The sequence below is a fragment of the Cupriavidus sp. SZY C1 genome (assembly GCF_032190535.1).
Lineage (GTDB): Bacteria > Pseudomonadota > Gammaproteobacteria > Burkholderiales > Burkholderiaceae > Cupriavidus > Cupriavidus pauculus_C.
In genome coordinates this window covers 1-26,106 of the sequence record NZ_JAUANU010000001.1, presented here as the reverse complement: position 1 = coordinate 26,106, position 26,106 = coordinate 1, and the positions used below count along the sequence as shown (strand labels likewise).

The 26,106-nt window shown below is 67.3% G+C and carries 19 protein-coding genes and 3 tRNA genes; 13 read left to right on the top strand and 9 right to left on the bottom strand.

The window, feature by feature from the left end; translation table 11 throughout:
* The first annotated feature begins 78 nt into the window (after nt 1–78).
* Nucleotides 79–1,401 (top strand): phosphate regulon sensor histidine kinase PhoR, encoded by a 1,323-nt coding sequence (gene phoR, locus QTN24_RS00110; protein ID WP_124683919.1) that lies wholly within the window; start codon nt 79–81, stop codon nt 1,399–1,401.
* 86 nt (nt 1,402–1,487) lie between these two features.
* Here phoR and ppk1 read toward each other — a convergent pair whose 3' ends face one another.
* On the bottom strand, nt 1,488–3,608 hold the full coding sequence (ppk1, locus tag QTN24_RS00105; protein WP_313834944.1) for a polyphosphate kinase 1: 2,121 nt from the start codon (nt 3,606–3,608) through the stop codon (nt 1,488–1,490).
* Between the two features lie 110 nt (nt 3,609–3,718).
* Between ppk1 and ppx the strand changes: the two genes are divergently transcribed.
* Complete coding sequence (gene ppx / locus QTN24_RS00100; protein WP_124683921.1) at nt 3,719–5,251, top strand: exopolyphosphatase; 1,533 nt, start codon at nt 3,719–3,721, stop codon at nt 5,249–5,251.
* A gap of 111 nt (nt 5,252–5,362) precedes the next feature.
* On the opposite strand, the gene QTN24_RS00095 is transcribed toward ppx, so the two are convergent.
* The 4 genes from QTN24_RS00095 to QTN24_RS00080 form a co-directional block, all read right to left on the bottom strand.
* The gene (locus tag QTN24_RS00095) at nt 5,363–6,214 is read right to left on the bottom strand and encodes a GNAT family N-acetyltransferase (protein WP_124683922.1); all 852 of its coding nucleotides are present in this window, start codon (nt 6,212–6,214) and stop codon (nt 5,363–5,365) included.
* Nucleotides 6,215–6,442: 228 nt separating this feature from the next.
* Complete coding sequence (locus QTN24_RS00090) at nt 6,443–6,919, bottom strand: SixA phosphatase family protein (RefSeq protein WP_124683923.1); 477 nt, start codon at nt 6,917–6,919, stop codon at nt 6,443–6,445.
* Nucleotides 6,920–7,105: 186 nt separating this feature from the next.
* On the bottom strand, nt 7,106–7,327 hold the full coding sequence (gene infA / locus QTN24_RS00085; protein WP_008641674.1) for a translation initiation factor IF-1: 222 nt from the start codon (nt 7,325–7,327) through the stop codon (nt 7,106–7,108).
* Nucleotides 7,328–7,866: 539 nt separating this feature from the next.
* Nucleotides 7,867–7,943 (bottom strand) — tRNA-Pro (locus QTN24_RS00080).
* 422 nt (nt 7,944–8,365) lie between these two features.
* Here QTN24_RS00080 and QTN24_RS00075 point away from each other — a divergent pair.
* The 3 genes from QTN24_RS00075 (at nt 8,366) to QTN24_RS00065 (ending at nt 10,587) form a co-directional block, all read left to right on the top strand.
* A complete protein-coding gene (locus tag QTN24_RS00075) occupies nt 8,366–9,640 on the top strand; it encodes a GGDEF domain-containing protein (protein WP_313834943.1) in 1,275 nt (424 codons plus the stop codon).
* 123 nt (nt 9,641–9,763) lie between these two features.
* Nucleotides 9,764–10,417: a class I SAM-dependent methyltransferase gene (locus tag QTN24_RS00070; protein WP_124683925.1), complete on the top strand. Its 654-nt coding sequence runs from the start codon at nt 9,764–9,766 to the stop codon at nt 10,415–10,417.
* A 93-nt stretch (nt 10,418–10,510) separates the two neighbouring features.
* Nucleotides 10,511–10,587 (top strand) — tRNA-Arg (locus QTN24_RS00065).
* A 70-nt stretch (nt 10,588–10,657) separates the two neighbouring features.
* Here the strand turns inward: QTN24_RS00065 and QTN24_RS00060 are convergent.
* Both QTN24_RS00060 and QTN24_RS00055 read right to left on the bottom strand, forming a co-directional pair.
* Nucleotides 10,658–12,304 (bottom strand): GMC family oxidoreductase N-terminal domain-containing protein, encoded by a 1,647-nt coding sequence (locus QTN24_RS00060; protein WP_313834942.1) that lies wholly within the window; start codon nt 12,302–12,304, stop codon nt 10,658–10,660.
* A 27-nt stretch (nt 12,305–12,331) separates the two neighbouring features.
* Complete coding sequence (locus QTN24_RS00055; RefSeq protein WP_313834941.1) at nt 12,332–14,305, bottom strand: alkyl sulfatase dimerization domain-containing protein; 1,974 nt, start codon at nt 14,303–14,305, stop codon at nt 12,332–12,334.
* 101 nt (nt 14,306–14,406) lie between these two features.
* Here QTN24_RS00055 and QTN24_RS00050 point away from each other — a divergent pair, with 101 nt between their 5' ends.
* Nucleotides 14,407–15,303, top strand: a complete 897-nt coding sequence (locus QTN24_RS00050; RefSeq protein ID WP_124683928.1) for a LysR family transcriptional regulator — start codon at nt 14,407–14,409, stop codon at nt 15,301–15,303.
* A 48-nt stretch (nt 15,304–15,351) separates the two neighbouring features.
* Here QTN24_RS00050 and fabI read toward each other — a convergent pair whose 3' ends face one another.
* Complete coding sequence (fabI, locus tag QTN24_RS00045; protein ID WP_124683929.1) at nt 15,352–16,134, bottom strand: enoyl-ACP reductase FabI; 783 nt, start codon at nt 16,132–16,134, stop codon at nt 15,352–15,354.
* A 214-nt stretch (nt 16,135–16,348) separates the two neighbouring features.
* Between fabI and QTN24_RS00040 the strand changes: the two genes are divergently transcribed.
* The 5 genes from QTN24_RS00040 to QTN24_RS00020 all read left to right on the top strand — a co-directional run bounded on the left by QTN24_RS00040 (nt 16,349) and on the right by QTN24_RS00020 (nt 23,138).
* Entirely contained in the window at nt 16,349–18,235 is a 1,887-nt protein-coding gene (locus tag QTN24_RS00040) for an extracellular solute-binding protein (RefSeq protein ID WP_313834940.1), read from the top strand.
* Between the two features lie 31 nt (nt 18,236–18,266).
* Entirely contained in the window at nt 18,267–19,316 is a 1,050-nt protein-coding gene (locus QTN24_RS00035) for a microcin C ABC transporter permease YejB (protein WP_124683931.1), read from the top strand.
* Nucleotides 19,313–20,446 carry an ABC transporter permease gene (locus tag QTN24_RS00030; RefSeq protein WP_313834939.1) on the top strand — a complete coding sequence of 378 codons (1,134 nt, stop codon included), beginning with the start codon at nt 19,313–19,315 and terminating at the stop codon, nt 20,444–20,446. The genes QTN24_RS00035 and QTN24_RS00030 overlap by 4 nt, the downstream gene beginning before the upstream one ends.
* Entirely contained in the window at nt 20,443–22,113 is a 1,671-nt protein-coding gene (locus QTN24_RS00025; protein WP_313834938.1) for an ABC transporter ATP-binding protein, read from the top strand. Before QTN24_RS00030 ends, QTN24_RS00025 begins: the two co-directional genes overlap by 4 nt.
* A 347-nt stretch (nt 22,114–22,460) precedes the next feature.
* On the top strand, nt 22,461–23,138 hold the full coding sequence (locus QTN24_RS00020) for a C40 family peptidase (RefSeq protein WP_124683934.1): 678 nt from the start codon (nt 22,461–22,463) through the stop codon (nt 23,136–23,138).
* 157 nt (nt 23,139–23,295) lie between these two features.
* Here QTN24_RS00020 and QTN24_RS00015 read toward each other — a convergent pair whose 3' ends face one another.
* On the bottom strand, nt 23,296–24,222 hold the full coding sequence (locus QTN24_RS00015) for a patatin-like phospholipase family protein (RefSeq protein WP_124683935.1): 927 nt from the start codon (nt 24,220–24,222) through the stop codon (nt 23,296–23,298).
* Nucleotides 24,223–24,429: 207 nt separating this feature from the next.
* Here QTN24_RS00015 and gltX point away from each other — a divergent pair, with 207 nt between their 5' ends.
* Together gltX and QTN24_RS00005 are read left to right on the top strand one after the other, a co-directional pair.
* A complete protein-coding gene (gene gltX, locus QTN24_RS00010; RefSeq protein WP_313834937.1) occupies nt 24,430–25,827 on the top strand; it encodes a glutamate--tRNA ligase in 1,398 nt (465 codons plus the stop codon).
* A 205-nt stretch (nt 25,828–26,032) separates the two neighbouring features.
* Nucleotides 26,033–26,105 (top strand) — tRNA-Ala (locus tag QTN24_RS00005).
* The last annotated feature ends 1 nt before the right edge of the window (nt 26,106 follow it).

Sequence of the window (26,106 nt, the reverse complement as noted above, 5' to 3'; positions counted from 1 at the left end):
CGGACGCAACGCCGCGGCGCTTGTTGTGGCAGACTGTGCCGCAATGCGAACGCAGTCTGAACCTCATCTACTCCTCGCATGAATGTCATCTGGGCCCGCTCCGTGGCCATCCTCGTCGGCCTGGCAGCCGTGGCCGGCGGTCTGTACGCCGTGGCCGGCGCCGTGCCCGGCCTGCTGTTCCTTTGCCTTTCCCTGCTCGGCCTGCTGGCCTACTACCTGTTCCAGATCAACCGCCTGTGGCGGGTGCTCGACGCCCCGGCGTATGGCGAAATCCCCAGCGCGCTGGGCCTGTGGGGCGAGGTCTACTACCGGCTCCACCGGCTGGTCAAGCGCTGGCGCACGCAGGTGCTGCAGGTGGAACAGCAGCACACGCGCTTCATCCAGGCCATCCAGGCGTCGCCCTACGGCGTGCTGATGCTCGATGACGCGGACCAGATCGAATGGTGCAACGACGTGGCCGAGCAGCATTTCGGGCTCAACGCGCGGCGCGACGTGCGCCAGCGCATCACGCACCTGATCCGCCGGCCGGAATTCGTCCATTACCTGACCCGCGAGCGCTACGACGAGCCGCTGGTCATGCGCGACATGGGCGAGCACAAGCGCAGCATCACGTCGGTGCAGATCCTGCCCTATGGCGAAAACCGCAAGCTGGTGCTGACGCAGGACATCACCAAGGTCGAGAACACCGAGGCCATGCGGCGCGACTTCGTGGCCAACGTCTCGCACGAGCTTAAGACGCCGCTGACGGTGCTCACCGGCTTCCTGGAGACCGTGCGCGACCTGCCGGTGTCCGAGGAAGACCGCAACCGCTACGTCGACATGATGCTGGTGCAGTCCATGCGGATGCAGCACATCGTCGAGGACCTGCTGGCGCTGGCCAAGCTGGAGTCCGACGCCCAGCCGCCCGGGCACGACCGCGTCAACGTTGCCGCGCTGGCCGCCCATCTGGTGCACGATGCCGAGGCGCTGTCGCAGGGCCGGCACGAGATCGAGACCGAGATCGACCCGGCCGTGGTGCTGCGCGGCGCCGAGGGCGAGCTGCTGTCGGCGCTGGGCAACCTGGTGTCCAACGCGGTGCGCTACACGCCCGACGGCGGCCGCATCGCCATCCGCATGACGTTTACCGATGGCCACTCGGTGTTCTCGGTCAGCGACACCGGGCTGGGTATCGCGCCCGAGCACATTCCGCGGCTGACCGAGCGTTTCTACCGGGTCGACCGCAGCCGGTCGCGCGATACCGGCGGCACTGGCCTGGGGCTGGCCATCGTCAAGCACGTGCTGTCGCGCCACCATGCCGACCTGCGCGTGACCAGCGAGGTGGGCCGCGGCAGCACGTTCCGCATCGTATTTCCCGTAGATCGGAGCGGCTACGACGCCGACACGTCGCGCCACGCGGCGTAGCCCGGCGGAAGCGGGCAGGGCCGGCAAACAGAAAGGCGGACCATGGTCCGCCTTTTTTGTCGCCCGCCGCGCCCGGCCAGCCAGGGTCAGGTGCCGAACCTCAGCAGCAGCTCCTGCTGGCTCACGCGCTGCAGCTTGGCGCGCGACGCCTTGCGCACGTACTCGCCATCGGGCTCCATGATCCAGGCCGACGCATTGTCGTGCAGGTGGACCTGCAACCCTTCCTTGATCACGCGCGCCTTGAGCGAGCGGTCCAGGATCGGGAACGCCACCTCGACGCGGCGGAACAGGTTGCGGTCCATCCAGTCGGCGCTGGACAGGTACAGCACGTCCTCGCCGGCCGCGTGGAAGTAGTAGACGCGGTGGTGCTCCAGGAACCGGCCGACGATGGACCGCACCGAGATGTTCTCGGACAGCCCCGGCACGCCGGGCCGCAGCGCGCAGACACCCCGCACGATCAGGTCGATCTTCACGCCCGCGCGCGACGCCTTGTACAACTCGTCGATGATCGTCGGCTCCAGCAGCGCGTTCATCTTGGCGATGATCCGCGCACGCTTGCCGGCGCGCGCATTGCGGGCCTCGGCGCGGATATGCTCGACGAGGTTGCTGTGCATCGTGAACGGCGACTGCCACAGGTGATTGAGCCGGATGGTGCCGGCCGTGCCGGTCAGCAGCTGGAACACGTGGTGGGCGTCCTCGCAGACCTGCTCGTTGGCGGTCAGCAGCCCGAAATCGGTATACAGCCGTGCCGTGCGCGGGTGGTAGTTGCCGGTACCCAGGTGGACGTAGCGCCGCAGCACCGCGTGCTTGACCTTGGCGCTGGCCGGCTCGCGCCGCACCACCAGCAGCATCTTGGCGTGGCACTTGTGGCCCACCACGCCATACACCACGTGGGCGCCGGCCGATTCCAGCCGCTCGGCCCAGTTGATATTGGTTTCCTCGTCGAAGCGTGCCAGCAGCTCCACCACCACCGTCACTTCCTTGCCGTTGCGGGCCGCCGTCATCAGCGCCTCCATGACGGCCGACTCGTTGCCGGTGCGATAGACGGTCTGCTTGATCGCCACGACGTTCGGGTCGTTGGCGGCGGCCTGGAGCAGGTCCAGCACCGAGGCAAAGCTTTCGTACGGATGATGGAGCAGCACGTCGCGCTGGCGGATCACGTCGAACATGTTCGCGCCCGGCGGGAACGCCTTGACCGGCGCCGGCACGTGCGGCGGGTACTTCAGGGCAGGGCGGTCCACGAGGTCCGGGATCTGCATCAGCCGGACCAGGTTCACCGGCCCGCTGACGCGGTACAGGTCCTGCTCGGTCAGCCCCGATTCCAGCAGCAGCCGGCGCGCCAGCGCGGGCGGGGTGTCGGACGAGACTTCCAGTCGGACCATGTCGCCAAAGTGACGGGTAGGCAACTCGCCCTGCAGCGCCTCGCGCAGGTCGGTGATGTCGTCCTCGGACACGAACAGGTCGGAGTTGCGGGTGACGCGAAACTGGTAGCAGCCCTCGACCTCGATGGCCGGGAACAGCTCGTGCACGAACGCCTGCATGAACGACGACAGCATCACGAACCCGAACGGGTAGCCCGACAGCGCCTCCGGCATCCGCACCACGCGCGGCAGCGCGCGCGGGGCCTGCACGATGGCCAGGTCGGCGTCGCGGCCAAAGGCGTCCTTGCCGGACAGCTCGATCACGAAGTTCAGGCTCTTGTTGAGCACGCGCGGGAACGGGTGCGCCGGGTCAAGCGCAATGGGCGTCAGCACCGGGCCCAGTTCGCGGACGAAGAAGTCGCGCGCCCATTCGCGCTGGGCGTCGGTCCAGGTGCTGGTCAGATGAAAAAACACCCCCTCTTTTTCAAGCGCGGGGAAAATCACGTTCTGCAGCATGTCATACTGCGAGGCCACGAGCCGCTGCGTGCGCTCGGTGACAAGCTGGTAGGCCTGCTGGAAGGAAAGGCCGTCGGGCGTCAGGCCCGATGCGTTGTCCCGCATCTGTTCCTTCAGCCCGGCCATGCGGATCTCGAAGAACTCGTCCAGATTGCTGGAGACGATGCAGATGAATTTCAGCCGTTCCAGGAGCGGAACATTGGGGTCGGCGGCTTGCGCGAGCACTCGCGCATTGAATTCCAGAATGCCCAGCTCGCGGTTCAGCAGCGTGCCGGGCGGCGTCGTCGACATGTCTAAGACCTTGTTTTGGCGATGTGGCGACTTTTTCATAGAATCGTGTCAATTTGATGACACTTTGATTTTGTCATGCTGCGGACATGACACAGACATAATCTTACGGGCTTGGCCATCGTCGGCCTATCCCGCGTAATACTGACGCAATGACACAGAATCCCCGCTTGCTGGCCGCCGTCGACATGGGCTCCAACAGCTTCCGCCTGATGATCGGGCGGGTGGATGAGACGCCCACCGCCTCGGGCCCGGCCAGCCAGATCTTCCAGGTCGATGCGCTGCGCGAGCCCGTGCGGCTGGCGGCCGGCCTGACGCCGGACAAGTACCTGGACCAGCCCGCGCGCCGCCGCGGCGTGGACGCGCTGCGCCGCTTTGGCGACCGCCTGCGCGACTTCGCCCCCGAGCAGGTGCGGGCCGTGGCCACCAATACCCTGCGCGTGGCCAAGAATGCATCGGACTTCCTGATCGAGGCGGAAGCCGCGCTCGGCTTCCCGATCGAAGTCATCGCCGGCCGCGAAGAGGCGCGCCTGATCTACCTGGGCGCGTCGCACGATGCGCCGGCCTGCCAGGGCAACCGCCTGGTCGTCGACATCGGCGGCGGCTCCACCGAATTCATCATTGGCAGCGGCTATCAGTCCAAGCTGATGGAAAGCCTGTACATCGGCTGCGTCTCGCACAGCCGCCAGTTCTTTCCCAGCGGCAACGTCGACGAATACGCGTTCAAGCAGGCCGAGCTGGCCGCGCGCCGCGAGATCCAGGTGCTGGTGCGCCAGTACAAGGCGGCGGGATGGCAGCAGGCCGTGGGCTCGTCGGGCACGGCGCGCGCGCTGGCCGAGCTGATCGAGCTCAATGGCATGAACGACAGCGCGTCCGAGCACGGCATCACGCGCGAAGGGCTGGAGCGCCTGAAGCGCGCGCTGATCAAGGCGGAGAACACGAACCGGGTCAAGCTGACCGGCCTGAAGGCGGACCGGATTCCGGTGCTGCCGGGCGGCCTGTCGATCATGCTCGGCGTGTTTGCCGAACTCGATGTCGACCGCATGGACGTGACCGACGGCGCGCTGCGCCTGGGCGTGCTGTACGACCTGCTCGGCCGCAGCCATCACGAGGACATGCGGACCGTGACCGTGGACCAGTTCATGCGCCGCTACGCCGTGGACCGCGCCCAGGCCACCCGCGTCGGCCAGGCCGCGCGCGACCTGCTGGCGCAGTTTCCCGAGCCGCGCAACGAGCGCCGCGACGACAACCTGGCGCTGCTGGGCTGGGCCGCCAGCCTGCACGAGATCGGCATGACAATCTCGCACAGCGGCTATCACAAGCACTCGGCCTACATCGCCACGCACGCCGACATGCCGGGCTTCTCGAAGACCGACCAGGCGCGGCTGGCCACGCTGCTGCTGGGCCATGCGGGCAAGCTGGGCAAACTGTCCGGCAGCGGTAAGTTTGTCGACTGGCGGATGCTGTTCAGCCTGCGTCTGGCGTTTGTACTATGCCGGCGCCGTGGCGACATGAAGCTGCCGGACATCCAGGTCAGGCAACGCGCCGACGAACTGGACGAAGGGTTCGAAGTGCGCCTGCCGAAGACGTGGATCGACGCCAATCCGCTGGTCGAATACAGCCTGGCGCAGGAAGCCGACGAGTGGGAACGCGTAGGCAAGCGCTACAAGGTCGTCTACGTCTGATACTGGCAAGCCAATGAAAAACGGCGACTCGCATTGAGTCGCCGTTTTTCTTTTGCCTTCCGTACGATCAGCCGTTTCGTCCGGTGGCAGGGGCCGTGGTCGCCGGAGCGGTCAGGCCGATTGGATGCCCAGGAAGTGCCGGGCGTAGCGCGGGTTCATGTCGCGCACGCGCAGCAGCGTCAGGAAATCGGCAACGTTGAAATCGGGGTCCCAGGCGGGCAGGCCGCAGATCTTGGCGCCCAGGCGCAGATAGCCCTTGATCAGCGCCGGCGGTTCCACATCCAGCGCCTGGTTCAGGTCGTCCACGGGCAGCGGTACGCGCGGGAAGGCGTGGTACTCGATGGGCGCCAGCGACTTCTCGGCGAACTGGCGATAGAGGCTGGCCGCGTAGTGGCCGCCGTCGCTCATCGGCACGCTGGCGCAGCCCAGCATCGATTCGAGGTTGTAGCGCTGCAGGTATTCGCCCAGGCCGCCCCAGAGCGCCATGATGACGCTGCCCGAGCGGTAGTCGCGGTGCACGCACGAGCGGCCCAGCTCCAGCATCTTCGGGCGCAGGTGCGCGAGCCGCACGAGATCGAATTCCGATTCCGCGTACAGGCAGCCGATGCGCTTGGCCTGGTGCGGCGGCAGCACGCGGTAGGTGCCCACCACCTTCAGCGTCTCCTGGTCGCGCACGATCAGGTGGTCGCAGTAGGCGTCGAACATGTCGACGTCGGTTTCGGTGGCCGAGGACTGCAGGCGCGCGCCCATTTCCTCGGCAAAGACCTTGTAGCGCAGGCGCTGGGCCTCGGCTACTTCGTCCTGGTGACGTGCCCACGCCACGCTGAAAGCAGGCGCCGGAGCTTGAATCTGGGTTTGGTGCTGTGCTGGCTGACGAGGAAGACGCCTCCGCGCCGACTGGCCAGAAAGGCCAGTGGGCAAGGAGTCGAAAAGCGGCTGGGTAGGCGTCGGGAGGTCTCGCATCAGTGTGTCCTTTCGGTGACGAAACGGCTTCGAAACAATGTAGAGAGGCCGGGTGACAGCGCCGTGAATCGATCGTGACCGTTCCGTGACTGACACATCGTTGTCGCGACGCAAGCCTTAACCATAGAACAGGCTTACGATTGCGCACATCGTTGTTCGCTGAAATGCGACAGGCTGATGACAAATATGTGACTTTCGGGGCGCTCAACGCCGAACGCCGCCGTGCATTTAGAGAAAATCTGGTTGGACGACCGCTCGCAGGACCACCTGGGCTTCGTGCTCGCGCGTGCGTCCCGCCAGCCACCAGATGCCGCTCTTCTTGACGCTCCAGGGCATCTCGTGGCCCGCCAGCAACAGGCTGGCAAGCTGGCCAATCCACGGCTGGTGGCCGACCACGACGGTGTGGTCATGGCCCTGCGGCCAGTCGATGGCGGCGAGCACGGCGCCCACGTCGGCGCCCGGCGCCAGGTCGTCGAGGATCTCGGCCTTGCCAGACAGCGCCGCAGCGGTCTCGCGTGTGCGCAGGGCGGGGCTGCAGACCACGCGGTAGTCGGCCGGCAGATGGGCGCGCAGCCAGTCGGCGGAGGCCTCGGCCTGCTTGCGGCCACGGCGTGTCAGCGGACGCTGCAGGTCGGCGCTGCGCGAGATGCTCAGCGCGTCGGGCAGGTCCTCGGCCTCGGCGTGGCGCCACAGAATCAGATTCATGTTCGGCAGGGGCTTCGTCGAGCCTTGAGTATGGTGAGTCGCGGCGGCCCCGGCAAGGTCGTCGCGCCGCGGTCGCCCAAAAACAAAACGGGCCATCCGGTGGGCAAGGCCCACGGATAGCCCGTCAGTGTCGGCAGCGCCGGTGTCACCCGCATGACAGCGGGGCACCGGCCGGATGCAGCGAACTCAGGACTTGTGGCGGAAATTGATGCGGCCCTTGGTCAGGTCGTAGGGCGACATTTCCAGGGTCACGCGGTCGCCGGCCAGGATGCGGATGCGGTGCTTCTGCATCTTGCCCGAAGCGTATGCCCAGATTTCCACGCCGTTTTCCAGCGTCACGCGATAACGGTTGTCGGGCAGGGCTTCCGACACCACGCCGCCAAATTCAATGAGTTCTTCCTTAGCCAATCTGTTTTCCTTTGTGGCAGCCCGCAATGGCTGCGTTGAGTTGGTGAGTATTCTGTGGACGCCCGGTGGTCTGTGCGCGGCCACGCATCGCCACCCGAGGGCGGCAGCCGCGCGTAACGTTCCGGGAAGCAATCCGGCGGGCCGGGCTTGCAGGCCAGGCGGGCCGGAGAATCGAGAAGGGAGCGCGGATGACCCTGACGATTACCTTGCCATGCCGGCCGCGCGCGCAATGGGCGCAGCCGTGTACATCACGGGGACAGCGGGCAAGGTGTTTCCGGGCCAGGTGACGCATCCGGCCATCCACATACAGCAGAAGGTGGGGGCGGGGCGATGGGTTTTCCAGTGCGCCAGGCGGCGCGATCCCGGTTACAGGGCATGCACAGATACCCCGAACTGACGCGCGATTGTAGCACGTTCCCGCGTTTTCGCAGGCGCGGCATCGCCGTGGCCGCCGGCCCGCGGCGGCGGCGCCAGGAAAAAAGGGCTCACGCCTTGCGGCGTAAGCCCTTGATCCCTCTACCTAAAACAGCTTGCAAATATGGTCGGAGCGATAGGATTCGAACCTACGACCCTCTGATCCCAAATCAGATGCGCTACCAGGCTGCGCTACGCTCCGGAACCGGCGATTCTATCCCGACACGTCACCCCCGGTCAAATGGAGCCTGCCGGCGCCGCAAGTGGCGTGCGCGGCGCCGCCCGGTACCCCGCTTCAGGCGGGATCGCATTTGGCTTGACTTGAGACGGCGCGCTGACATAATCCGCACACCGCAACGGTCCGACCCGGCGATTCGCGCCTGGCATTGCTGTGCCCACCCGGACCAGGTCCCACTATCACAACTATGGCGTGCCACCCCCCGCTTGCGACGCGGGCGGCCGGACATTGCCTGAGCCATCCCCTCGCCATCGATGCCTGCGCGTCGGGGGCCGATGGGCTGCCGGACCCGCGGAAACCATAAGGACGGCTGTTCGCAGGCCGCAATAGAAAGGCTGGCAGGTGCGTGCGGAGCACCGGAAGTGCCTTTGTGAACGGGAATAAAGATGTTTCAGTCGCAGGTGGTGGTGCTGATCGCAGCGTTGTTCGCGCTGCAGATGGCGATCGTCTGTGCCGTGTTGCGGCGCTCGGCCGGTATGGAGCGCAGCGGGCTCACGTCGTGGGCGCTCGGCGATCTGGTCGTGACCGTGGCCGCGGGGCTGCTGGCCGTCCATGCCTACCGGCCCGGCTGGCCGCTGGCCGCCGCGCCGGAGCTGGCGCTGACGCTCGGCCTGTCGATGATGGTCCACGGTACGCGCCATTTCGTCGGCAAGCCCGGGCGGGCCGCGGTGCTCATGGTGCTGAACCTGCCGGGCCTGGTCGGGCTGGGGCTGCACGCCGGCCTGGGCATGGCTGGCGTCGCGCCGCAGGCGCTGCCGCCCATCCTGGCCGACCTGGCGTCGCCCGCCGCCGTGGCGGGGCTGATGCTGGCCGCGTCGGTCATCCAGATGCTGCTGTTGCTGGAGATGATCCGCGTCACGCTGCCGCGCCTGCCGCTCAAGCGGGGCACCGGGCGGCTGGCCGTGCTGTCGCTGACGCTGGTGGCGCTGGCCTGCACGGTCATCGCCGCCGCGCAGGCTTGGGCGCCGCTCTCGACGCTGGTCGACGGCCACCCGCTGCTGGCGCCGGACGAGCGGGACAGCATCACGCTCTGCTTCGTGTTCGGCGTGGTGGGCCTGTCGGTCAGCTTTGCGCTGATGGCGCACGACCGGCTGCGCCGCATCATCGAACGCCGGGCCCGGCACGACGACTTGACCGACGTGCTGTCGCGCGGCGCCTTCTGGGAAGAGCTGGAGGACGCCTGCAAGCAGGCCGAGCGCCAGCGCGCGCCGTTCACCGTGGCGTTCATCGACCTGGACCACTTCAAGGCCATCAACGACCTGTACGGGCACCTGGCCGGCGATAGCGTGCTGCGCCACTTTGCCGGCCTGCTGCGCAAGGCGGCGCCGGCGCGGGCCGTGATCGGCCGGCTGGGCGGCGAGGAATTCGCGATCGCCATGCCCGACACGACGCTGGAAACCGGCCGCGCCATCAGCGTGCGGCTGAGCGCGATGGTCCGGTCCACGCCGTGCCCGTCGGAGCCGGACGCCATCGCGTACACGGTCAGCATCGGCATGGCCGAGCGCCAGCCCGGCGAGAACGCCGACGCGATGATGCGCCGCGCCGACCGCGCGCTCTACGACGCCAAGCAGATGGGCCGCAACTGCGTGTCGTCGCACGACGCCGCCGAGGCCGTCGGCATGCCGCGCCGGCCGCGCGTGCGCGAGCGCGAGCCGTCCTGAGCCCGGCCCCAGGGGCGCACCCTGGGGCGGCTGATGCCAATTTCGTGGATTTCCGATTCAAGCCCGCGTCCGGCGGTGCTAAAGATGGCGCGGGTCAACTACACGCGCCACGCGCGAACATCCATGGACATCATCCGACCGGAACACGCCGCCGACCAGCCGCGGCGGATTCAGCAGAACATTCCTGGGGCGACCTCGATCTCGATCCTGCGGCGCGTGCATGATTCGCGCTACGCCACGCGCTATTTCGTCGGCGACGGGCTCGACGTGGGCGGCGGCATCGACTCCATCGCGCTCTTTGCCGAAATGTTTCCCGCCATGCGCCATGTCTTTGTCTTCGACAGGCAGCACGGCGACGCCCAGTACCTGGAACGGGTGCCCGACGCCTCGTTCGATTTCGTCTACTCGTCGCACTGCCTGGAGCATGTGGTGGACCCGTCCGTGGCCATCCGCCACTGGATTCGCGTGGTCAAGCCGGGCGGCTACCTGGTGATCCAGGTGCCCGACGAGGACCTGTACGAGCAGGGGCACTGGCCGTCGCGCTTCAACTCCGACCACAAGCACACGTTCACGATGTTCAAGATGCGGTCGTGGTCGCCGGTGTCGATCAACGTGCTCGACTTCGTCCGCGCGATCTCCGACGCGGTCACGCCGCTGTCGATCTTCCGCGTCGACATCGGCGTGCGGCCGAGCCTGCTGGACGGCAGCTTCGACCAGACGCGCACGCCGTCGGCCGAGTGTGCCATCGAGTTCATCCTGCAGAAACACCCGGCATAGCGGCGCCGCCGGCGTTCCCCTGGCGCAGGCGCTGCGGTAGAATGCCTGCCTTGCCGCCATGGCAAGGCAGGCCCCGCCCGTGGGCATGGTTATCCGCCCTTAGCTCAGTTGGATAGAGCACTCGCCTTCTAAGCGAGCGGTCAGAGGTTCGAATCCTCTAGGGCGGGCCAGCTTTCTTTCCTTCCTTTCCTTTTTTCCCAGTCTTTCCCGGCTTGCCCGCCGCCCTTGGTGCCGCCCTTGTCAGGCCGCCGCCAGCAGGTCTGCCGCGCGCTCGGCGATCATGATCGTCGGCGCGTTGGTATTGCCGCCGATCAGCGTCGGCATGACCGACGCATCGACCACGCGCAGCGCTTGCACGCCCCGCACGCGCAGTTGCGGATCGACCACCGCCATCGCGTCGACGCCCATCTTGCAGGTGCCCACGGGGTGGTAGATGGTGTCGGCGTGGTTGCGGATGAAGTCGCGGATGGCTGCGTCATCGCCATCGCCGTCGCCCAGCAGGTCCCGCAGCGGATCGGTACCGCCGGCGTCGGCCAGCGCCGCCTGCGCGAAGATTCGGCGCATCAGCCGCACGCCGGCCACCATGCCGTCCAGGTCCGCCGGTGCCGACAAAAAGCGCGGGTCGATCAGCGGCGCCTCGCGCATGTCCGCCGAGCGCAGTTGTACCGTGCCCCGGCTCTCGGGACGCAGCACGCATGCGTGGCACGAATAGCCATGCCCCGGCCGGCCGTTGCGCAACACGTTGGAGTTGCCCAACAGCGCGGGCGCGAAGTGGAGCTGCAGGTCGGGCGCGTCCAGCCCGGGCCGGGTCTTGACGAACGCGCCGGCCTCGGCCACCGGCGAGGCCAGCATGCCCGTGCGGCGCCAGCGATAGCGCATGACCTCGCCGGCCATCCGCGCCACGCCGCGCAGCGAGTAGCCATAGAGGTGCCACGACGCCACCGGCTTGCCGATGATGATGTCCAGGTGGTCCTGCAGGTTCTGGCCGACGCCCGGCAGGTCGTGCACCACGTCCACGCCCACGCTGCGCAGGTGATCGGCCGGGCCGATGCCCGAGGCCATCAGCAACTGCGGCGAATGGAACGCGCCGCTGCTGACGATGACCTCCCGCCGCGCGTAGAGCGTCCGCGTCTGGCCGCCTTGCGATACCGCCACGCCCACCGCCCGCTTGCCCTCGAAGACGATGCGCAGCGCCTGGGTGCCGGTCATCACGCAGAGGTTCTGGCGGCCGCCGTTGTGGCCTGTGTCGCCCCGGTTGCCGCGATGCAGGTAGGCGCGCGCCGCGTTCCAGCGTTCGCCGTTGAACTGCGTGGCCTGATAGAGGCCCACGCCTTCCTGCTCCGGCCCGTTGAAGTCGTCGTTGACCGGCAGCCCGGCCTGGGCGGCGGCCTGCACAAAGCGCCGCGAGAACGGATTGGGCGTGCGCAGGTCGCTCACGTGCAGCGGGCCGCTGCCGCCGTGCCAGGCGTCGTCGCGGCCGGCGTTGCGCTGATTGCATTCGCTGCGGCGGAAGTAGGGCAGCACGTCGTCGTAGCCCCAGCCATCGCAGCCAAGCGCGGCCCAGCGGTCGTAGTCGGAGCGATGGCCGCGCACGTAGAGCATCGCGTTGATCGACGAACTGCCGCCCAGCCCCCGGCCGCGCGGCTGGTACGACTCGCGGCCGTTGAGGCCGGCCTGCGGCACCGTGCGCAGGCCGTAGTTGCGCGGGCCGGGGTGGGGCACGGTCCGGGCGATGGCAAGCGGCGTCCAGACGCTCGGGTGGTGGTCGTCGGGCCCGGTTTCGAGCAGGGCCACCGAGAGGTCCGGCCGGTCCGCCAGCCGTCCGGCCAGCGCGCAGCCGGCCGAGCCGGCGCCAACGATGATGTAGTCGAAGTGGGTGGGGCCCATGGTGTCTGTCTCCGTCCGCGAGGGGTCTTATTGTTGTGGGACGCTGCGCGGCGTCACGATGGCGAAGTTGCTGTCAAACGTGTCCAGCATGCCGAACAAGCCTGACACGGCCTGCGGATTGCCGTCTATCCGGATGGCTCCCGACTGCATCGCCTGCGGCAGCGTGAGCTGCTTGAGGCTGATCTGGTCCAGCGTCGCCTTGGTCAGCGTGACCGTGGCGGTGGGCTGGGCGTGCTGGGCCTCGGCCACGTAGGTCAGCGCGCTGTTGCGCAGCGTCATCGCGTAGCGCTGCTTCAGGTCGGTGAACTGCCAGTTCAGCGTCAGCGTCTTGCCGGCGGCCTTGTCGGCGTTCAGGCGCACGGCCAGGAAATCGAAGAAGTTCGGTACGGTCAGCGCCCGCACCATGTCCGACGAACTGGTGGCGCCCTTGCTGGGCCGGGCCACGCCGTCGCGCAGTTCCTGGGCGCCGGTCAGGTAGATGTTGCGCCAGGTGGCGTTCTCGCTCTGGTAGCCAAGCTGCTCCAGCGCGTCGGCCTGCAGCGCCCGCGCGGCCGCGTTCGACGGGTCCGCGAAGACCAGCTCGTTGCCGATCTGGCTGACCCAGCGGTATTCGCCGCGCGCGTAGGCGTCGCGCAGCCGGGCCAGCACGGCGTCGGGGCCGCCCATCCATTCGATCGTCTTGCGCGCGGCCTGCACCGGCGGCAGCGGATTCAGGTGGGCCGGGTTGCCGTCGTAGAAGCCCAGGTAGCGCTGGTAGACGGCGCGCACGTTGTGGCTGACCGAGCCGTAGTAGTCGCGCGCATACCATTTGCTGGCCAGCGGCTGGGGCAGCGTCCTGAGCTGGTCGGCAATCTCCAGCGGCGTGTAGCCCTGGTTCATCAGGCGCAGCGTCTGGTCGTTCAGGTAGGCGTACATGTCGCGCTGGTCGGACAGCAGTTCGACGATGCGGGCGCGGCCCCAGGTGGGCCAGTGGTGCTGGCCGATCAGCACGTCGGTGCGCTCGCCGTAGCGCAGCAGCGCCTGCGCCAGGAAGTACGACCATCCCTTGGCATCGCGCACCTGCGCGCCGCGCAGCGTCAGCACGTTGTGCTGGGTGCGCACCGCGTTCTCGGCGATGCAGAGCGTGCGGAACTGCGGCAGGTAGACGTTCATCTCCGCCGGGGCCTCGGTGCCGGGCGTGAGCTGGAACTCGACGTCGACGCCATCGATGCGGCGCACCTCCACCGGCCGGGTGACCAGCGAGGTGGGCGCCAGCAGCGTCATCGTGCCGCGCGCGGTGCCCTTGCCCAGGCCGGTATCCACCTGGCCCGTGGCGCTGCGCGGCAGCTGCGTGCCGTACATGTACTGCGCCCGCCGGCTCATGGCGCTGCCGGCCAGCACGTTCTCGCTGACCGCCTCCTCCATGAAGCCATGGGGCGCGATGATGTCCACCTTGCCGGACTTGACGTCGGCCTCGTCGACGATGCCGCGCACGCCGCCGAAATGGTCGATGTGGCTGTGGGTGTGGATCACGGCCACGATCGGCTTCCGCGGGCGGTGCGCGTAGTAGAGGTCCAGCGACGCGCGGGCGGTCTCGGCGGTGAGCAGGGTGTCGATGACGATCAGCCCGGTGTCGCCTTCGATGATGTTCATGTTCGCCAGGTCGGCGCCGCGGATCTGGTACACGCGGTCCGTCACCTTGAACAGGCCGGCCTCGTTGTTGAGTTGCGCCAGCCGCCACAGGCTGGGGTTGACCGTGGGCGGGGCGTCGCCCGACTCGAACGCGTAGGCGTCGAAGTCCCAGGCCGGGGTGCCGTCGGCGGCCGGGATCGACCGCTGCGGAAAGCGCGCCACCAGCCCGCGCTGGGCATCGGCGTAGTCGGCGCGGTCCGAGAACGGCAGGCGCTGTAGCCATTCGGCATTCGACTGGGCCGTGAGCGGCGTGGCCGGCCCGGGCGCGGCCAGCGCGGCGGACATCGTCAGGGTGGTGGCAACCAGCATGGCAGTGCGGACAAGGCGCATGGCGAATTGGCTCATCGAAGAAGGGAAGCGTCTATTGGATGCGCGCCGCACCTATAATTCAATTGCAAATTATCTATCGCAGACATGCGCAAGGTGCATATATGAATCTGAGGCGGCTGGAGCATCTGGTGGCGGTGGTGGAAGAGGGCTCGCTGGCGGCCGCCGCGCGGCGCGTGCACTTGAGCCAGCCGGCGCTGACGCGCAGCATCCAGGCGCTGGAGGAAGAAGCCGGCGCGGTACTGTTCGACCGTGGCGCGCGCGGCGTGACGCTGACGGCCGTGGGCCGGATGGTGGCCGAGCGGGCGCGCCGCATCCTGTTCGAGTCGAAATGCCTGGCGCGCGATCTGGCGCTGGTGCGGCAGCACGAAATCGGCAGCGTGCAGATCGGGCTCGGCGCGTTTCCGGCGGCCATCCTGCTACCTGAGCTGCTGTGCCAGTTGCACCGCCAGTGGCCCAAGCTGCGGATCGCCACCGAGGTCAGCCATCCGGTGGCGTTGCTGGACGCGCTGCACGCGGAGCAGGTCGATTTCGTCGTGATCGAGCACGGCACGGTGCCGACGGCCGCCGAGCTGGAGGTGGAACGGCTGCCGCCCGGGCCGGGCGGGGTGTTCGTCCGCACCGGGCATCCGCTGGCGGCCGGGCCGGTGGACCTGGCCACGCTGCGCGCGTCGGCGCTGGTTTCGGTCGTATTTCCGCCAGAAACGCACGAACGGCTGCGCAAGCTGCTGCGCTGCAAGCCTGGCGAGGACATGCCGTTCCAGGTCGAAAGCAACGATTTCCGCGCGCTGACCCACCTGGTGCGGCACGCCGACGCGCTGCTGCTGGCGCCCGCCCGGGCCGTGCGCGACGAGGTGGAGGCGGGGCGGCTGGTGGCGCTGGATATTCCCGAACTGCCAGCCGTGACGATGCAGTTCGCCATCGTCCGGCTGGCCCAGCGCACGCTGTCGCCGGCCGCGGCGCGTGCCGTGGCGGTGCTCCAGGCCGTGGCGCAGGCATGAAAAAAGGCGTCCCGCTGGGGACGCCTTGGCAAACCAGGCCGGTAAGGCTTACTCGTCGACCGCCGTGCCGACGATGTTGTAGCCGCCGTCGACGTAGGTGATCTCGCCGGTCACGCCGCTGGACAGGTCCGACAGCAGGAACGCGGCCACGTTGCCCACTTCCTCGATCGTCACGTTGCGGCGCATCGGGGCCACGTCCTCGAAATGCTTGAGCAGGCGGCCGAAGTCCTTGATGCCCGAGGCGGCCAGCGTCTTGATCGGGCCGGCCGAGATGCCGTTGGCGCGGATGCCGCGCGGGCCCACCGCCGACGCCAGGTAGCGCACGCTGGCTTCCAGCGACGCCTTGGCCAGGCCCATCGTGTTGTAGTTCGGCACCACGCGCTCGGCGCCCAGGTAGGTCAGCGTCAGCAGCGATGCCTTGTCGTTGAGCAACGGCAGGGCGGCCTTGGCCAGCGCGGGGAAGCTGTAGGCGGAGATGTCGTGGGCGATGCGGAAGCCCTCGCGCGACAGCCCTTCCAGGAAGTCGCCGGCAATGGCTTCACGCGGGGCAAAGCCGATCGAATGCACCAGACCGTCGAATTTTTCCCAGCGCTGCCCCAATGCGGCGAACGTGGCGGCGATCTGCTCGTCGCTGCCGACGTCGCATTCGTAGATCATGTCGGAGCCGAATTCCTTGGCGAAGTCCGTGATGCGGTCCTTGAATCGCTCGCCGACGTAGGTAAAGGCCAGCTCGGCGCCTTCGCGCTTGCAGGCCGAGGCGATGCCGTAGGCGATGGAACGGTTCGAAAGCAAGCCCGTGATCAGGATCCGCTTACCTGCCAGAAATCCCATAGTTTCTCCAAGATCGTTTTGTGAGGACGGGCATGCTTCGTGCACAGGCCCGTGTCCGGTGCACGGCGGGCACATTGGCCCGCAGTTTGTTGCGCCGCGTAAAGGGAATGTCCGGATGGCTGGGCGCCACCCGAACGCATGTAAAATTGTCGCACAACTTCGCCCGGCCACAAGCCGCCGGGCTGTCTCGGGCATTGTGGAGGTCTGCAACCGGATGCTGATTCACGCACGTTGGCCGCGTCTGGCGGCAGGGCAGTGCTTCCGTCGACGCGCGGTAGTGCAATGGGCGCTGGCACTGTCATTCGTGCTGGCTTGGGGTTTTCCCGCAGCGGGGCATGCCGCGCACGGCTTTGCGCTGCACGGCGACCTGAAGTATCCGGCGGACTTTGCCAATTTCGACTACGTCAACCCGAACGCCCCGATGGGCGGCACGCTGACGCTGGCCAACCCCGACCGCCGCACCAGCTTCGACAAGTTCAACCCGTTCACGCTCAAGGGCACGTCCGCGCCGGGCCTGACCTCGCTGATGTTCGAGACGCTGCTGATCAGCAGCGCCGACGAGTCGGCCAGCGCCTACGGCCTGCTGGCCAACGACGTGACCGTGGCGCCGGACAGGCTGTCGGTCACCTTCCACATCCGCCCCGAGGCGCGCTTCGTCAACGGCGACCCGGTGCTGGCGTCCGACGTCAAGTATTCGTACGACATGCTGATGAGCAAGGCCGCCAGCCCCGGCTATCGCAGCATGTGTACCGACGTGAAGGGCGTGGTGGTGACCGGCGAACGCTCGATCCGGTTTGACTTCAAGCAACGCAACGCCGAATTGCCGCTGATCGTCGGCCAACTGCCCGTGTTCTCGAAAAAATGGACCGCCAAGGTGCCGTTCGAGAAGCTGACCTTCGAGGCGCCGATCACCAGCGGCCCGTACAAGATCGAGCGCTACGACGCCGGCCGCGGCATCGTGTTCCAGCGCGACCCCAACTACTGGGGCAAGAACCTCAACGTCCGGCGCGGCACGTTCAACTTCGGGCGGGTGGTCTACCGGCTCTACAAGGACGAGACGGCCAAGCTGGAGGCGTACAAGGCGGGCGAGTTCGACGCCATCGTCGAGTACCGGTCGAAGAACTGGGCCAAGAGCTACGTCGGCACGCGCTTCCGCGACGGGGCGCTGATCAAGACCGAATTCCCGCACCGCAATGGCGCCGGCATGCAGGGCTTCGTGATGAACATGCGCAAGCCGATGTTCCAGGACGTGCGCGTGCGCCGGGCGCTGATCCTGGCGCTCGACTTCGAATGGCTGAATCGCCAGTTGTTCTACGGCGCCTACAAGCGGCTCGATAGCTGGTTCTCGAACAGCGACCTGGCCGCCAGCGCCACGTTCGACGGCAAGCCGGGCGCCGGTGAGCTGAAGCTGCTGGACCCGCTGCGCAGCCAGTTGCCGCCCGAGGTATTCGGCGCCGATGTGGTGCAGCCCAGCACCAATCCGCCGCGCTCGCTGCGCGACAACCTGCGCGAGGCCCGCCGCCTGCTGGCCCAGGCCGGCTGGACCTACGACGACGGCGCGCTGCGCAACGCCAAGGGCGAGGCGATGGTGTTCGAGTTCCTGGACGATGGCGGCGCCATGAGCCGCGTGATCACGGCCTACGTGCGCAACCTGGAAAAGCTCGGCATCCAGGTGCACCAGCGCACCACCGACTTCGCGCTGTACCAGAAGCGGCTGGAAGACTTCGATTTCGACATGGTGTCGATCCGCTACCCGGACTCGCAGAGCCCGGGCAACGAACTGCGCGACCGGTTCTCGTCCGAGGCGGCCACCACGCCGGGGTCCGACAACCTGTTCGGCGTGAAGTCGCCGGCCATCGACAAGCTCGTGGACGCCGTGCTGCACGCCGAAAGCCGCGAGGAACTGGTGACCGCCGGCCGCGCGCTGGACCGCGTGCTGATGCATGGCTACTACATCGTGCCGAACTGGTACAGTGCCTTCCACCGTGTGTCGTACCGCAAGGAGCTCGGCTACCCGACGCGCCTGCCGTACTACTACACCGCCGAGGGCTGGATCCTGTCGAGCTGGTGGCGCCGCGACCTGGCGCCGAAGACCCAGTAATCCAGTCACCCGCACCCCTTACGGACGGCCAATGCTCGCCTATCTGCTCAAGCGCATCCTGCTGATGATCCCGACGCTGGTCGGGGTGGTGACGCTGACCTTCGTCGTGATCCAGTTCGTGCCCGGTGGCCCGGTCGAGCAGATGATGCTCGAAATGAAAGGCCGCGGCGGCGCCGGCGAGGCCAGCGGCGGCGGGGCGGAATACCGCGGCCGGCGCGGCGTGGACCCCGAGAAGATCAAGGAGATTCAGGCGCTCTACGGCTTTGACAAGCCGCCGCTGGAGCGCTACCTGATGATGCTCAAGCGGTTTGCCCAGTTCGACCTGGGCCAGAGCTACTTCCAGCACCGCAGCGTCTGGGAGCTGGTCAAGTCGAAGCTGCCGGTATCGGTCAGCCTGGGGCTCTGGACGTTCTTCCTGACCTACCTGATATCGGTGCCGCTGGGCATTTCCAAGGCGATCCGGGCAGGCAGCCGGTTCGACGTGATCAGCAGCATGATCGTGCTGGTGGGCTACGCCATTCCCGGCTTCGTGCTGGGCGTGCTGCTGCTGGTGCTGTTCGGCGGGGGCACGTTCGTCCAGTGGTTCCCGCTGCGCGGGCTGACGTCCGACGACTGGGAGCAGCTTTCGCTGATGGGCAAGGTGATGGATTACCTGTGGCACCTTGTGCTGCCGATCACCGCGTCGGTCGTCGGCAGCTTCGCGGTGGTGACGATGCTGACCAAGAACGCGTTCCTGGAGGAAATCCGCAAGCAGTACGTGCTGACCGCCCGCGCCAAGGGGCTGTCCGAGCGGCGGGTGCTCTGGAAGCACGTGTTCCGCAACGCGCTGATCCCGCTGGTCACCGGCTTTCCGGCCGCGTTCATCGGCGCGTTCTTCACCGGGTCGCTGCTGATCGAGACGCTGTTCTCGCTCGACGGCCTGGGCCTGCTGTCCTATGAAGCCGTGCTGCGCCGCGACTACCCGGTGGTGCTGGGCACGCTGTACCTGTTTACGCTGATCGGGCTGGTCACGCGCCTGATCTCGGACGTTTGCTACGTGATGGTCGATCCGCGCATTCATTTCGAGGGGATGCACCGATGAGATTCGGCCCCAAGCACGCCGTGGCGGGCAACGGCCTGCCGCATTCCCTGTCGCCGCGCCAGCGCGCGTGGCAGCGCTTCCGGCGCAACCGGCTGGGCTACTGGAGCCTGGTGCTGTTCGTGATCCTGTTCGTGCTCAGCATGGGCGCCGAGTTGCTGTCCAGCGACCGCCCGCTGGTGGTGCGCTACAAGGGCGAGTACTACTTCCCGATCGTCAAGGTCTACCCGGAGACGACGTTCGACGGCGACTTTCCCACGCGCACGGACTATCTGGACCCGTTCATCCGTGACCGCATCACGTCGAATGGCAATTTCGCCATTTTCCCGCCCAACCGGTACTCGTACGATTCCATCAACTACTTCGCCAAGGAGCCGAACCCGGCGCCGCCGTCGGCCGACAACTGGCTTGGCACCGACGACCGGGGCCGCGACGTGCTGGCGCGCCTGCTGTACGGCTTTCGGGTGTCGGTGCTGTTCGGGCTGGCGCTGACCGTGATCGGGGTGCTGATCGGCACGCTGACCGGCGCGCTGATGGGCTTCTTTGGCGGGCGCTTCGACCTGGTGTCGCAGCGGGCCATCGAGATCTGGAGCTCGATGCCCGAGCTGTACCTGCTGATCATCTTCGCGTCGATCTTCGAGCCGAGCCTGGCGCTGCTGATCATCCTGCTGTCGCTGTTCGGCTGGATGGGGCTGTCGGACTACGTGCGGGCAGAGTTCTACCGCAACCGGTCGCTGGACTACGTCAAGGCGGCGCGGGCGCTGGGTTTGTCGAACGTCCAGATCATGTGGCGCCACATCCTGCCCAACAGCCTGACGCCGGTCATCACGTTCCTGCCGTTCCGCATGAGCGCGGCCATCCTGGCGCTGACCAGCCTCGATTTCCTGGGGCTGGGCGTGCCGCCGACGACCCCGAGCCTGGGCGAGCTGCTGGCCCAGGGCAAGGGCAACCTGGACGCGTGGTGGATCTCGCTGTCGACGTTCGCGGTGCTGGTGGTGACGCTGCTGCTGCTGACCTTCATGGGCGACGCGCTGCGCGACGCCTTCGACACGCGCCTGGGGCTGGCCCAGTTGCGCGGCCGCGTGGAGCCGAAGGTACCGGCCGGCGGCACCGCCGCGGAGGCCACGCCATGAGCACGGCCACCCCGATGACGCCGCCCACGCCCGTCTTCCCGGACCCGGTGGAGGCTCCCGCGCCCGGCACCCAGCTCATGTGCGTGGATCACCTGTCGGTCACGTTCGGCGAGGGCGAGCACGCCACGCGCGCCGTGCGCGACGTCAGCTTCGACCTGCGCGCCGGCGAGCGCTACGCGCTGGTGGGCGAATCCGGCTCCGGCAAGACCGTGACGGCGCTGGCCATGCTGCGGCTGGTCGAGGACGCGCACTACCACGGCGCCATCCGCTTCGAGGGCAAGGACCTGCTGGAGGTGTCCGACCGCGAGATGCGTCGCATCCGCGGGTCGGAAATCGCCATGATCTTCCAGGAGCCGATGACGGCGCTGAACCCGCTCTACACGATTGGCAACCAGATCGTGGAGACGCTGGCGCTGCACGAGGACCTGGACCGCCGCGCCGCGCGCGACCGGGCCATCGCGCTGCTGGAGCGCACCGGCATCAGCGACGCGGCCAACCGGTTCAACAGTTTTCCGCACCAGTTGTCGGGCGGGCAGCGGCAGCGGGCGATGATCGCCATGGCGCTGGCCTGCCGGCCCAAGCTGCTGCTGGCCGACGAGCCGACCACGGCGCTGGACGTCACCATCCGCGCCCAGATCCTGGACCTGCTGCGCAGCCTGCAGGCCGAGTTCGGCATGGCCGTGATGCTGATCACGCACGACCTGAACATGGTGCGCGCCTTTGCGCAGCGGGTGGGCGTGATGGAAAAGGGCGTGCTGGTCGAGACCGGCGAGACGGCCGAGGTCTTTGCCAATCCGCGCCATCCGTACACGCGCAAGCTGATCGACAGCCGGCCGCGGCGCGAGGTGCTGCCGCTGGTGCCGCTGGCGCCGGTGCTGCTGGAAACCGATGGGCTGTCGGTCAACTACCAGAAGAAGCGGCCGGGCATCGCCGGCTGGTTCGGCAAGGAAGCGTTCGCGGCGGTCAAGGACGTCACGCTGCAACTGCGCGAGGGCGAGACGCTGGGCATCGTCGGCGAGTCGGGGTCGGGCAAGACCACGCTGGCCCACACGGTGCTGGCGCTCCAGCGCAAGAGCGCCGGGGCGATCCAGTTCCTGGGCCGCAGCTTCGACACCTGCTCGCAGAAGGAGCGCAGCGCGCTGCGCAAGCGCATGCAGGTGGTGTTCCAGGACCCGTTCGGCTCGCTGTCGCCGCGCATGACGATCGAGCAGATCGTTGGCGAGGGGCTGGCGCTGCATCAGCCGGGGCTGTCGCGCGAGGCCATGCGCGAGCGCGTGATCGAGGCGCTCCGGGAGGTGGGGCTGGACCGCACCGCGCTGGGGCGGTATCCGCACGAGTTCTCGGGCGGGCAGCGGCAGCGCATCGCCATCGCCCGGGTGCTGATCCTGAAGCCGCAGGTGCTGGTGCTCGATGAGCCGACTTCGGCACTTGACGTGTCGATCCAGCAGCAGGTGCTGGCGCTCCTGTCCCAGCTCCAGCACAAGTACAACCTCAGCTACCTGTTCATCAGCCACGATCTGGCCGTGATCCGTGCGATGGCGCACCGCGTGATCGTGATGAAAAACGGTGAAGTGGTGGAATCCGGCGAGACCGAAACCGTGCTCGGCGCACCGCAGCATCCGTATACGCGCAAGCTGATGGCGGCGGCCCAGTTGGGCGCGGCCTGAATGATGTGCGCCGCAACACGCTTTGTCACGCGGCGGTAACACGGAATCCTTATAAGGATTCCGAGAAACAGAATACGTTTTGGGTCGTAGTTCGTTGATTTACTAGCGAAATGCGGGAAAGTTGTAACCAACTTTGACACGTCAAGGTTCGGTACTTTACTATCCCGCGATAAGTTTTCACGGGGGTGGTTCGTCCGCCGCATGCTGGCCTTGGGGAAGGCCGTTGTTGCACGCGGCTGGTGCAGTCCTGCTGGCGTACTTTTTGCGTACGATCCGCCCTGATGTTTTCGCGCTGTCCGGCTTTGTCTGATTTGCCGGTCAGCCTTGTCCGATCATCAGGAGAGCCAATGCAAACGGTACTTCATTCCCTGGCGCGCGCCGCTATCGGAATTGCCATTGCCTGCGGTGCGACTGTGTCGAATGGAGTGCTGGCGGATACGGTGTTCAAGGACCCCGACGCCCGGATCGAAGCCCGTGTCGATGGCACGGACGCGCATCCGGAAGGCAAGCGTGGCTTGCTGTCGTCGGTGATGAACTCCACCAGCAACGTTGCCAGCAAGGCTGGCGACCTGGTCATGAACGCGCTGGGCCTGATTGGCGTGCGTTACCGCTTTGGCGGTAACAGCCCCGAATCGGGCCTGGACTGCAGCGGCTTTGTCCGCTACGTGTTCAACGACACCTTCGGCTTCATGTTGCCGCGCCGGTCCGTCGAAATGAGCCAGGTGGGCACCACCGTGGCGGTCAACGAACTGCGCCCGGGGGACCTCGTGTTCTTCAACACGATGCGCCACACGTTCTCGCACGTCGGCATTTACATTGGCGACAACAAGTTCGTGCACGCGCCGTCCACCGGCAGCAAGATCCGCGTCGACGACATGCGCGCGTCGTACTGGGTCACGCGCTACAACGGCGCCCGCCGGATCGACGACTCGGCCAAGGGTTCGGTCGAGAACACGGGCAGCATGATCGAGACGCTCAAGCGCTTCGATCCGAACGCCCAGGGCCGCACGATGCTGGGCGGCTGACGCCCACCGCACCGCTGCGCCAAAAAGAAAAGGACTGCCCCGGCAGTCCTTTTTTGTTGCCCGCGCCGCCCCGCCACCGGTGACACCGTCTGTCATGCCGCTGACGTTTTCTGTCATCGGCGATGACAACGGCTGGCGCGCAGGGCCGGCCGGACGGCTACTGGGTGGCGACGGCGGCGGCAGGGCGCTGGCGGGCCGCCGCCAGTTTGTCGCGCAGGGTGCCCAGCACGGCCGACGTGGCCTGCTCGCCGGCCAGGATTGCCCGGTTGCGCGACGCAAAGTCGCTGCCGCCCATGTCGGGCAGGTCGGGGCGGATCACCACGTCGGCACGCGCCAGTGCCATCCGGTTGATCGACTGGCCCATGATGGCCGTGGTCTGCAGCAGCACGCCGCTCTGCCCATTGTTCTTCTGGCTGGACGGGTCGGCCGAGATGTTCACGGCGATCACGAAATCGGCGCCCATCTCGCGCGCGGCATCCACGGGCACCGGCTCCACCAGCCCGCCGTCCACGTAGTCGTGCCCGGCGATCGAGACCGGCTGGAACACGCCCGGCACGCTGCTGGACGCCCGCACTGCCTGCCCGGTATTGCCGCGCCGGAACACGATCCGCTCGCCGGTCTTCAGGTCCGTGGCGACGATGCCCAGCGGCAGCTTCATCGCCTCGATCGGCCGGTTCTTGACCAGCCGGTTCACGTAGTTCTGCAACGCCTCGCCCTTGAGCCAGCCCCCGAACCTGGTGCCGAACGGCAGCGCCCAGTCGGCGATGGCGGCTTCGTCCATCGTCAGCGCCAGCTTGTTGAGCTGGAAGCCGTCCATGCCCGTGGCGTAGAGGGCGGCCACGACCGAGCCGGCGCTGGTGCCCGTGACGATGTCGGCGTGGATGCCCTGGGCCTCCAGCGCCTTGATCACGCCGATATGCGCAAAGCCGCGCGCGGCCCCGCCGCCCAGCGCCAGCCCGATGCGCAGCGGGCGCGGCGGCGGCGCGGTGGCCACGGGCGGCAGGGTAGGGGCCGGCTTCGGGCCGAACGAGCAGGCGGCCAGCAGCATCGCGGCGGAGGCGCCCAGGAAATGTCGTCGTTGCATCGAGATGGAAGAAACAGGCCGGAAAGTGATGCGCGGGGCATCGCGACGGTCGCGGCGGGTGACGGAAGGCATGCGCCCGGTGTCAGACCGGTGGCAGCATAAATGATTCCGCGCGCCGATGGCGAGAGAGGCAGCGCGTATAATGCAGCGTTCAGCGAAATCCGGCCTGCGCGCATCCGTGCGCGGGCTTTTTTGTTTCTTCCGACCATGACACAACGCGTCCGCACCCGCTTCGCGCCGAGCCCGACCGGCTTCATCCACCTTGGCAACATCCGCTCCGCGCTCTATCCGTGGGCCTTTGCCCGCCGCATGCAGGGCGATTTCATCCTGCGGATCGAGGACACCGACGTCGAGCGCTCGTCCCAGGAGGCGGTCGACGTGATCCTGGAAAGCATGGCCTGGCTGGAACTCGACATCGACGAGGGCCCGTTCTACCAGATGCAGCGCATGGACCGCTACCGCGAGGTCGTGCGCCAGATGCTGGACAGCGGCCTGGCCTACCCGTGCTACATGAGCACCGAGGAACTGGACGCGCTGCGCGAGGCCCAGCGCGCTGCCGGCGAAAAGCCCCGCTACAACGGCTTCTGGCGTCCGGAGCCGGGCAAGGTGCTGCCCGAGCCGCCGGCAGGCGTGCAGCCCGTGGTGCGGTTCCGCAACCCCATCGGCGGCAGCGTGGTGTGGGATGACGCGGTCAAGGGCCGCATCGAGATCTCGAACGACGAGCTGGACGACCTGGTGATCGCGCGCCCGGACGGCACGCCGACGTACAACTTCTGCGTCGTGATCGACGACCTCGACATGAAGATCACGCACGTGATCCGGGGCGACGACCACGTCAACAACACGCCGCGCCAGATCAACATCATCCGCGCGCTGGGCGGCGACGTGCCGGTCTACGCCCACCTGCCCACGGTGCTGAACGAGCAGGGCGAGAAGATGAGCAAGCGCCACGGCGCGATGGCCGTGACCGGTTACCGCGACGAGGGCTACCTGCCGGAGGCCGTGCTGAACTACCTGGCGCGGCTGGGCTGGTCGCACGGCGACGCCGAAATCTTCACGCGCGAGCAGTTCGTGGCCTGGTTCGACCTCGACCACCTGGGCAAATCGCCGGCGCAGTACAACCCCGAGAAGCTCGCCTGGCTGAACAACCACTACATCAAGACCGGCGACAACGCGCGGCTTGCCGAGCTGACGCGCCCGTTCATCGAGGCGCTGGGCGGCAAGGTGGAGGGCGCCCGCCTGGCCGACGTGGTGGCGCTGGTCAAGGACCGCGCGAACACGCTGAAGGACGTGGCGCAAACCGCGCTGCTGTTCTACCGCGGCGAGCCGCAGGCCGATGCCGCGCTGCGCGCCGAGCACCTGACCGACGAGATCCGTCCGGCGCTGCAGGCGCTGGCTACGCAACTGGCCGCGTTGCCGGAATGGAAGCGCGAGTCCATCAACGCCACGTTCAAGGCCGTGCTGGCCGAGTTCGGGCTGAAGATGCCGAAGCTGGCCATGCCGGTGCGCCTGCTGGTGGCGGGGCAACTGCAGACGCCGAGCATCGACGCGGTGCTGGAACTGTTCGGCCGCGACACGGTGCTGCGCCGCCTGGCCACCGCGTAAAAATGTGCAGAAATGTCTCGGCGGGGGCTTGCGCTCCGGCCGGGACTTCAGCATAATCTCGTTCTCCCTGCTGCACGACGCAAGTCAAGCGGATCGGTTGAAAAGCTGAAAAAGGGACTTGCAAAACGCAGCGATTGATTTATAATCGCCGCTTCGCCGGAAAGCAGTAAATCTGGCGGCAAGCGTAGTAAATGGCAGTTACTATGGGGCTATAGCTCAGCTGGGAGAGCGCTTGCATGGCATGCAAGAGGTCAGCGGTTCGATCCCGCTTAGCTCCAC

Bases quoted from the DNA above. Each gene is read 5' to 3' on its own strand.
- phoR (WP_124683919.1), top strand. From the start codon at position 79: ATGAATGTCATCTGGGCCCGCTCCGTGGCCATCCTCGTCGGCCTGGCA.
- ppk1 (WP_313834944.1), bottom strand. From the start codon at position 3,608: ATGAAAAAGTCGCCACATCGCCAAAACAAGGTCTTAGACATGTCGACG.
- ppx (WP_124683921.1), top strand. From the start codon at position 3,719: ATGACACAGAATCCCCGCTTGCTGGCCGCCGTCGACATGGGCTCCAAC.
- QTN24_RS00095 (WP_124683922.1), bottom strand. From the start codon at position 6,214: ATGCGAGACCTCCCGACGCCTACCCAGCCGCTTTTCGACTCCTTGCCC.
- QTN24_RS00090 (WP_124683923.1), bottom strand. From the start codon at position 6,919: ATGAATCTGATTCTGTGGCGCCACGCCGAGGCCGAGGACCTGCCCGAC.
- QTN24_RS00075 (WP_313834943.1), top strand. From the start codon at position 8,366: ATGTTTCAGTCGCAGGTGGTGGTGCTGATCGCAGCGTTGTTCGCGCTG.
- QTN24_RS00070 (WP_124683925.1), top strand. From the start codon at position 9,764: ATGGACATCATCCGACCGGAACACGCCGCCGACCAGCCGCGGCGGATT.
- QTN24_RS00060 (WP_313834942.1), bottom strand. From the start codon at position 12,304: ATGGGCCCCACCCACTTCGACTACATCATCGTTGGCGCCGGCTCGGCC.
- QTN24_RS00055 (WP_313834941.1), bottom strand. From the start codon at position 14,305: ATGCGCCTTGTCCGCACTGCCATGCTGGTTGCCACCACCCTGACGATG.
- QTN24_RS00050 (WP_124683928.1), top strand. From the start codon at position 14,407: ATGAATCTGAGGCGGCTGGAGCATCTGGTGGCGGTGGTGGAAGAGGGC.
- fabI (WP_124683929.1), bottom strand. From the start codon at position 16,134: ATGGGATTTCTGGCAGGTAAGCGGATCCTGATCACGGGCTTGCTTTCG.
- QTN24_RS00040 (WP_313834940.1), top strand. From the start codon at position 16,349: ATGCTGATTCACGCACGTTGGCCGCGTCTGGCGGCAGGGCAGTGCTTC.
- QTN24_RS00035 (WP_124683931.1), top strand. From the start codon at position 18,267: ATGCTCGCCTATCTGCTCAAGCGCATCCTGCTGATGATCCCGACGCTG.
- QTN24_RS00030 (WP_313834939.1), top strand. From the start codon at position 19,313: ATGAGATTCGGCCCCAAGCACGCCGTGGCGGGCAACGGCCTGCCGCAT.
- QTN24_RS00025 (WP_313834938.1), top strand. From the start codon at position 20,443: ATGAGCACGGCCACCCCGATGACGCCGCCCACGCCCGTCTTCCCGGAC.
- QTN24_RS00020 (WP_124683934.1), top strand. From the start codon at position 22,461: ATGCAAACGGTACTTCATTCCCTGGCGCGCGCCGCTATCGGAATTGCC.
- QTN24_RS00015 (WP_124683935.1), bottom strand. From the start codon at position 24,222: ATGCAACGACGACATTTCCTGGGCGCCTCCGCCGCGATGCTGCTGGCC.
- gltX (WP_313834937.1), top strand. From the start codon at position 24,430: ATGACACAACGCGTCCGCACCCGCTTCGCGCCGAGCCCGACCGGCTTC.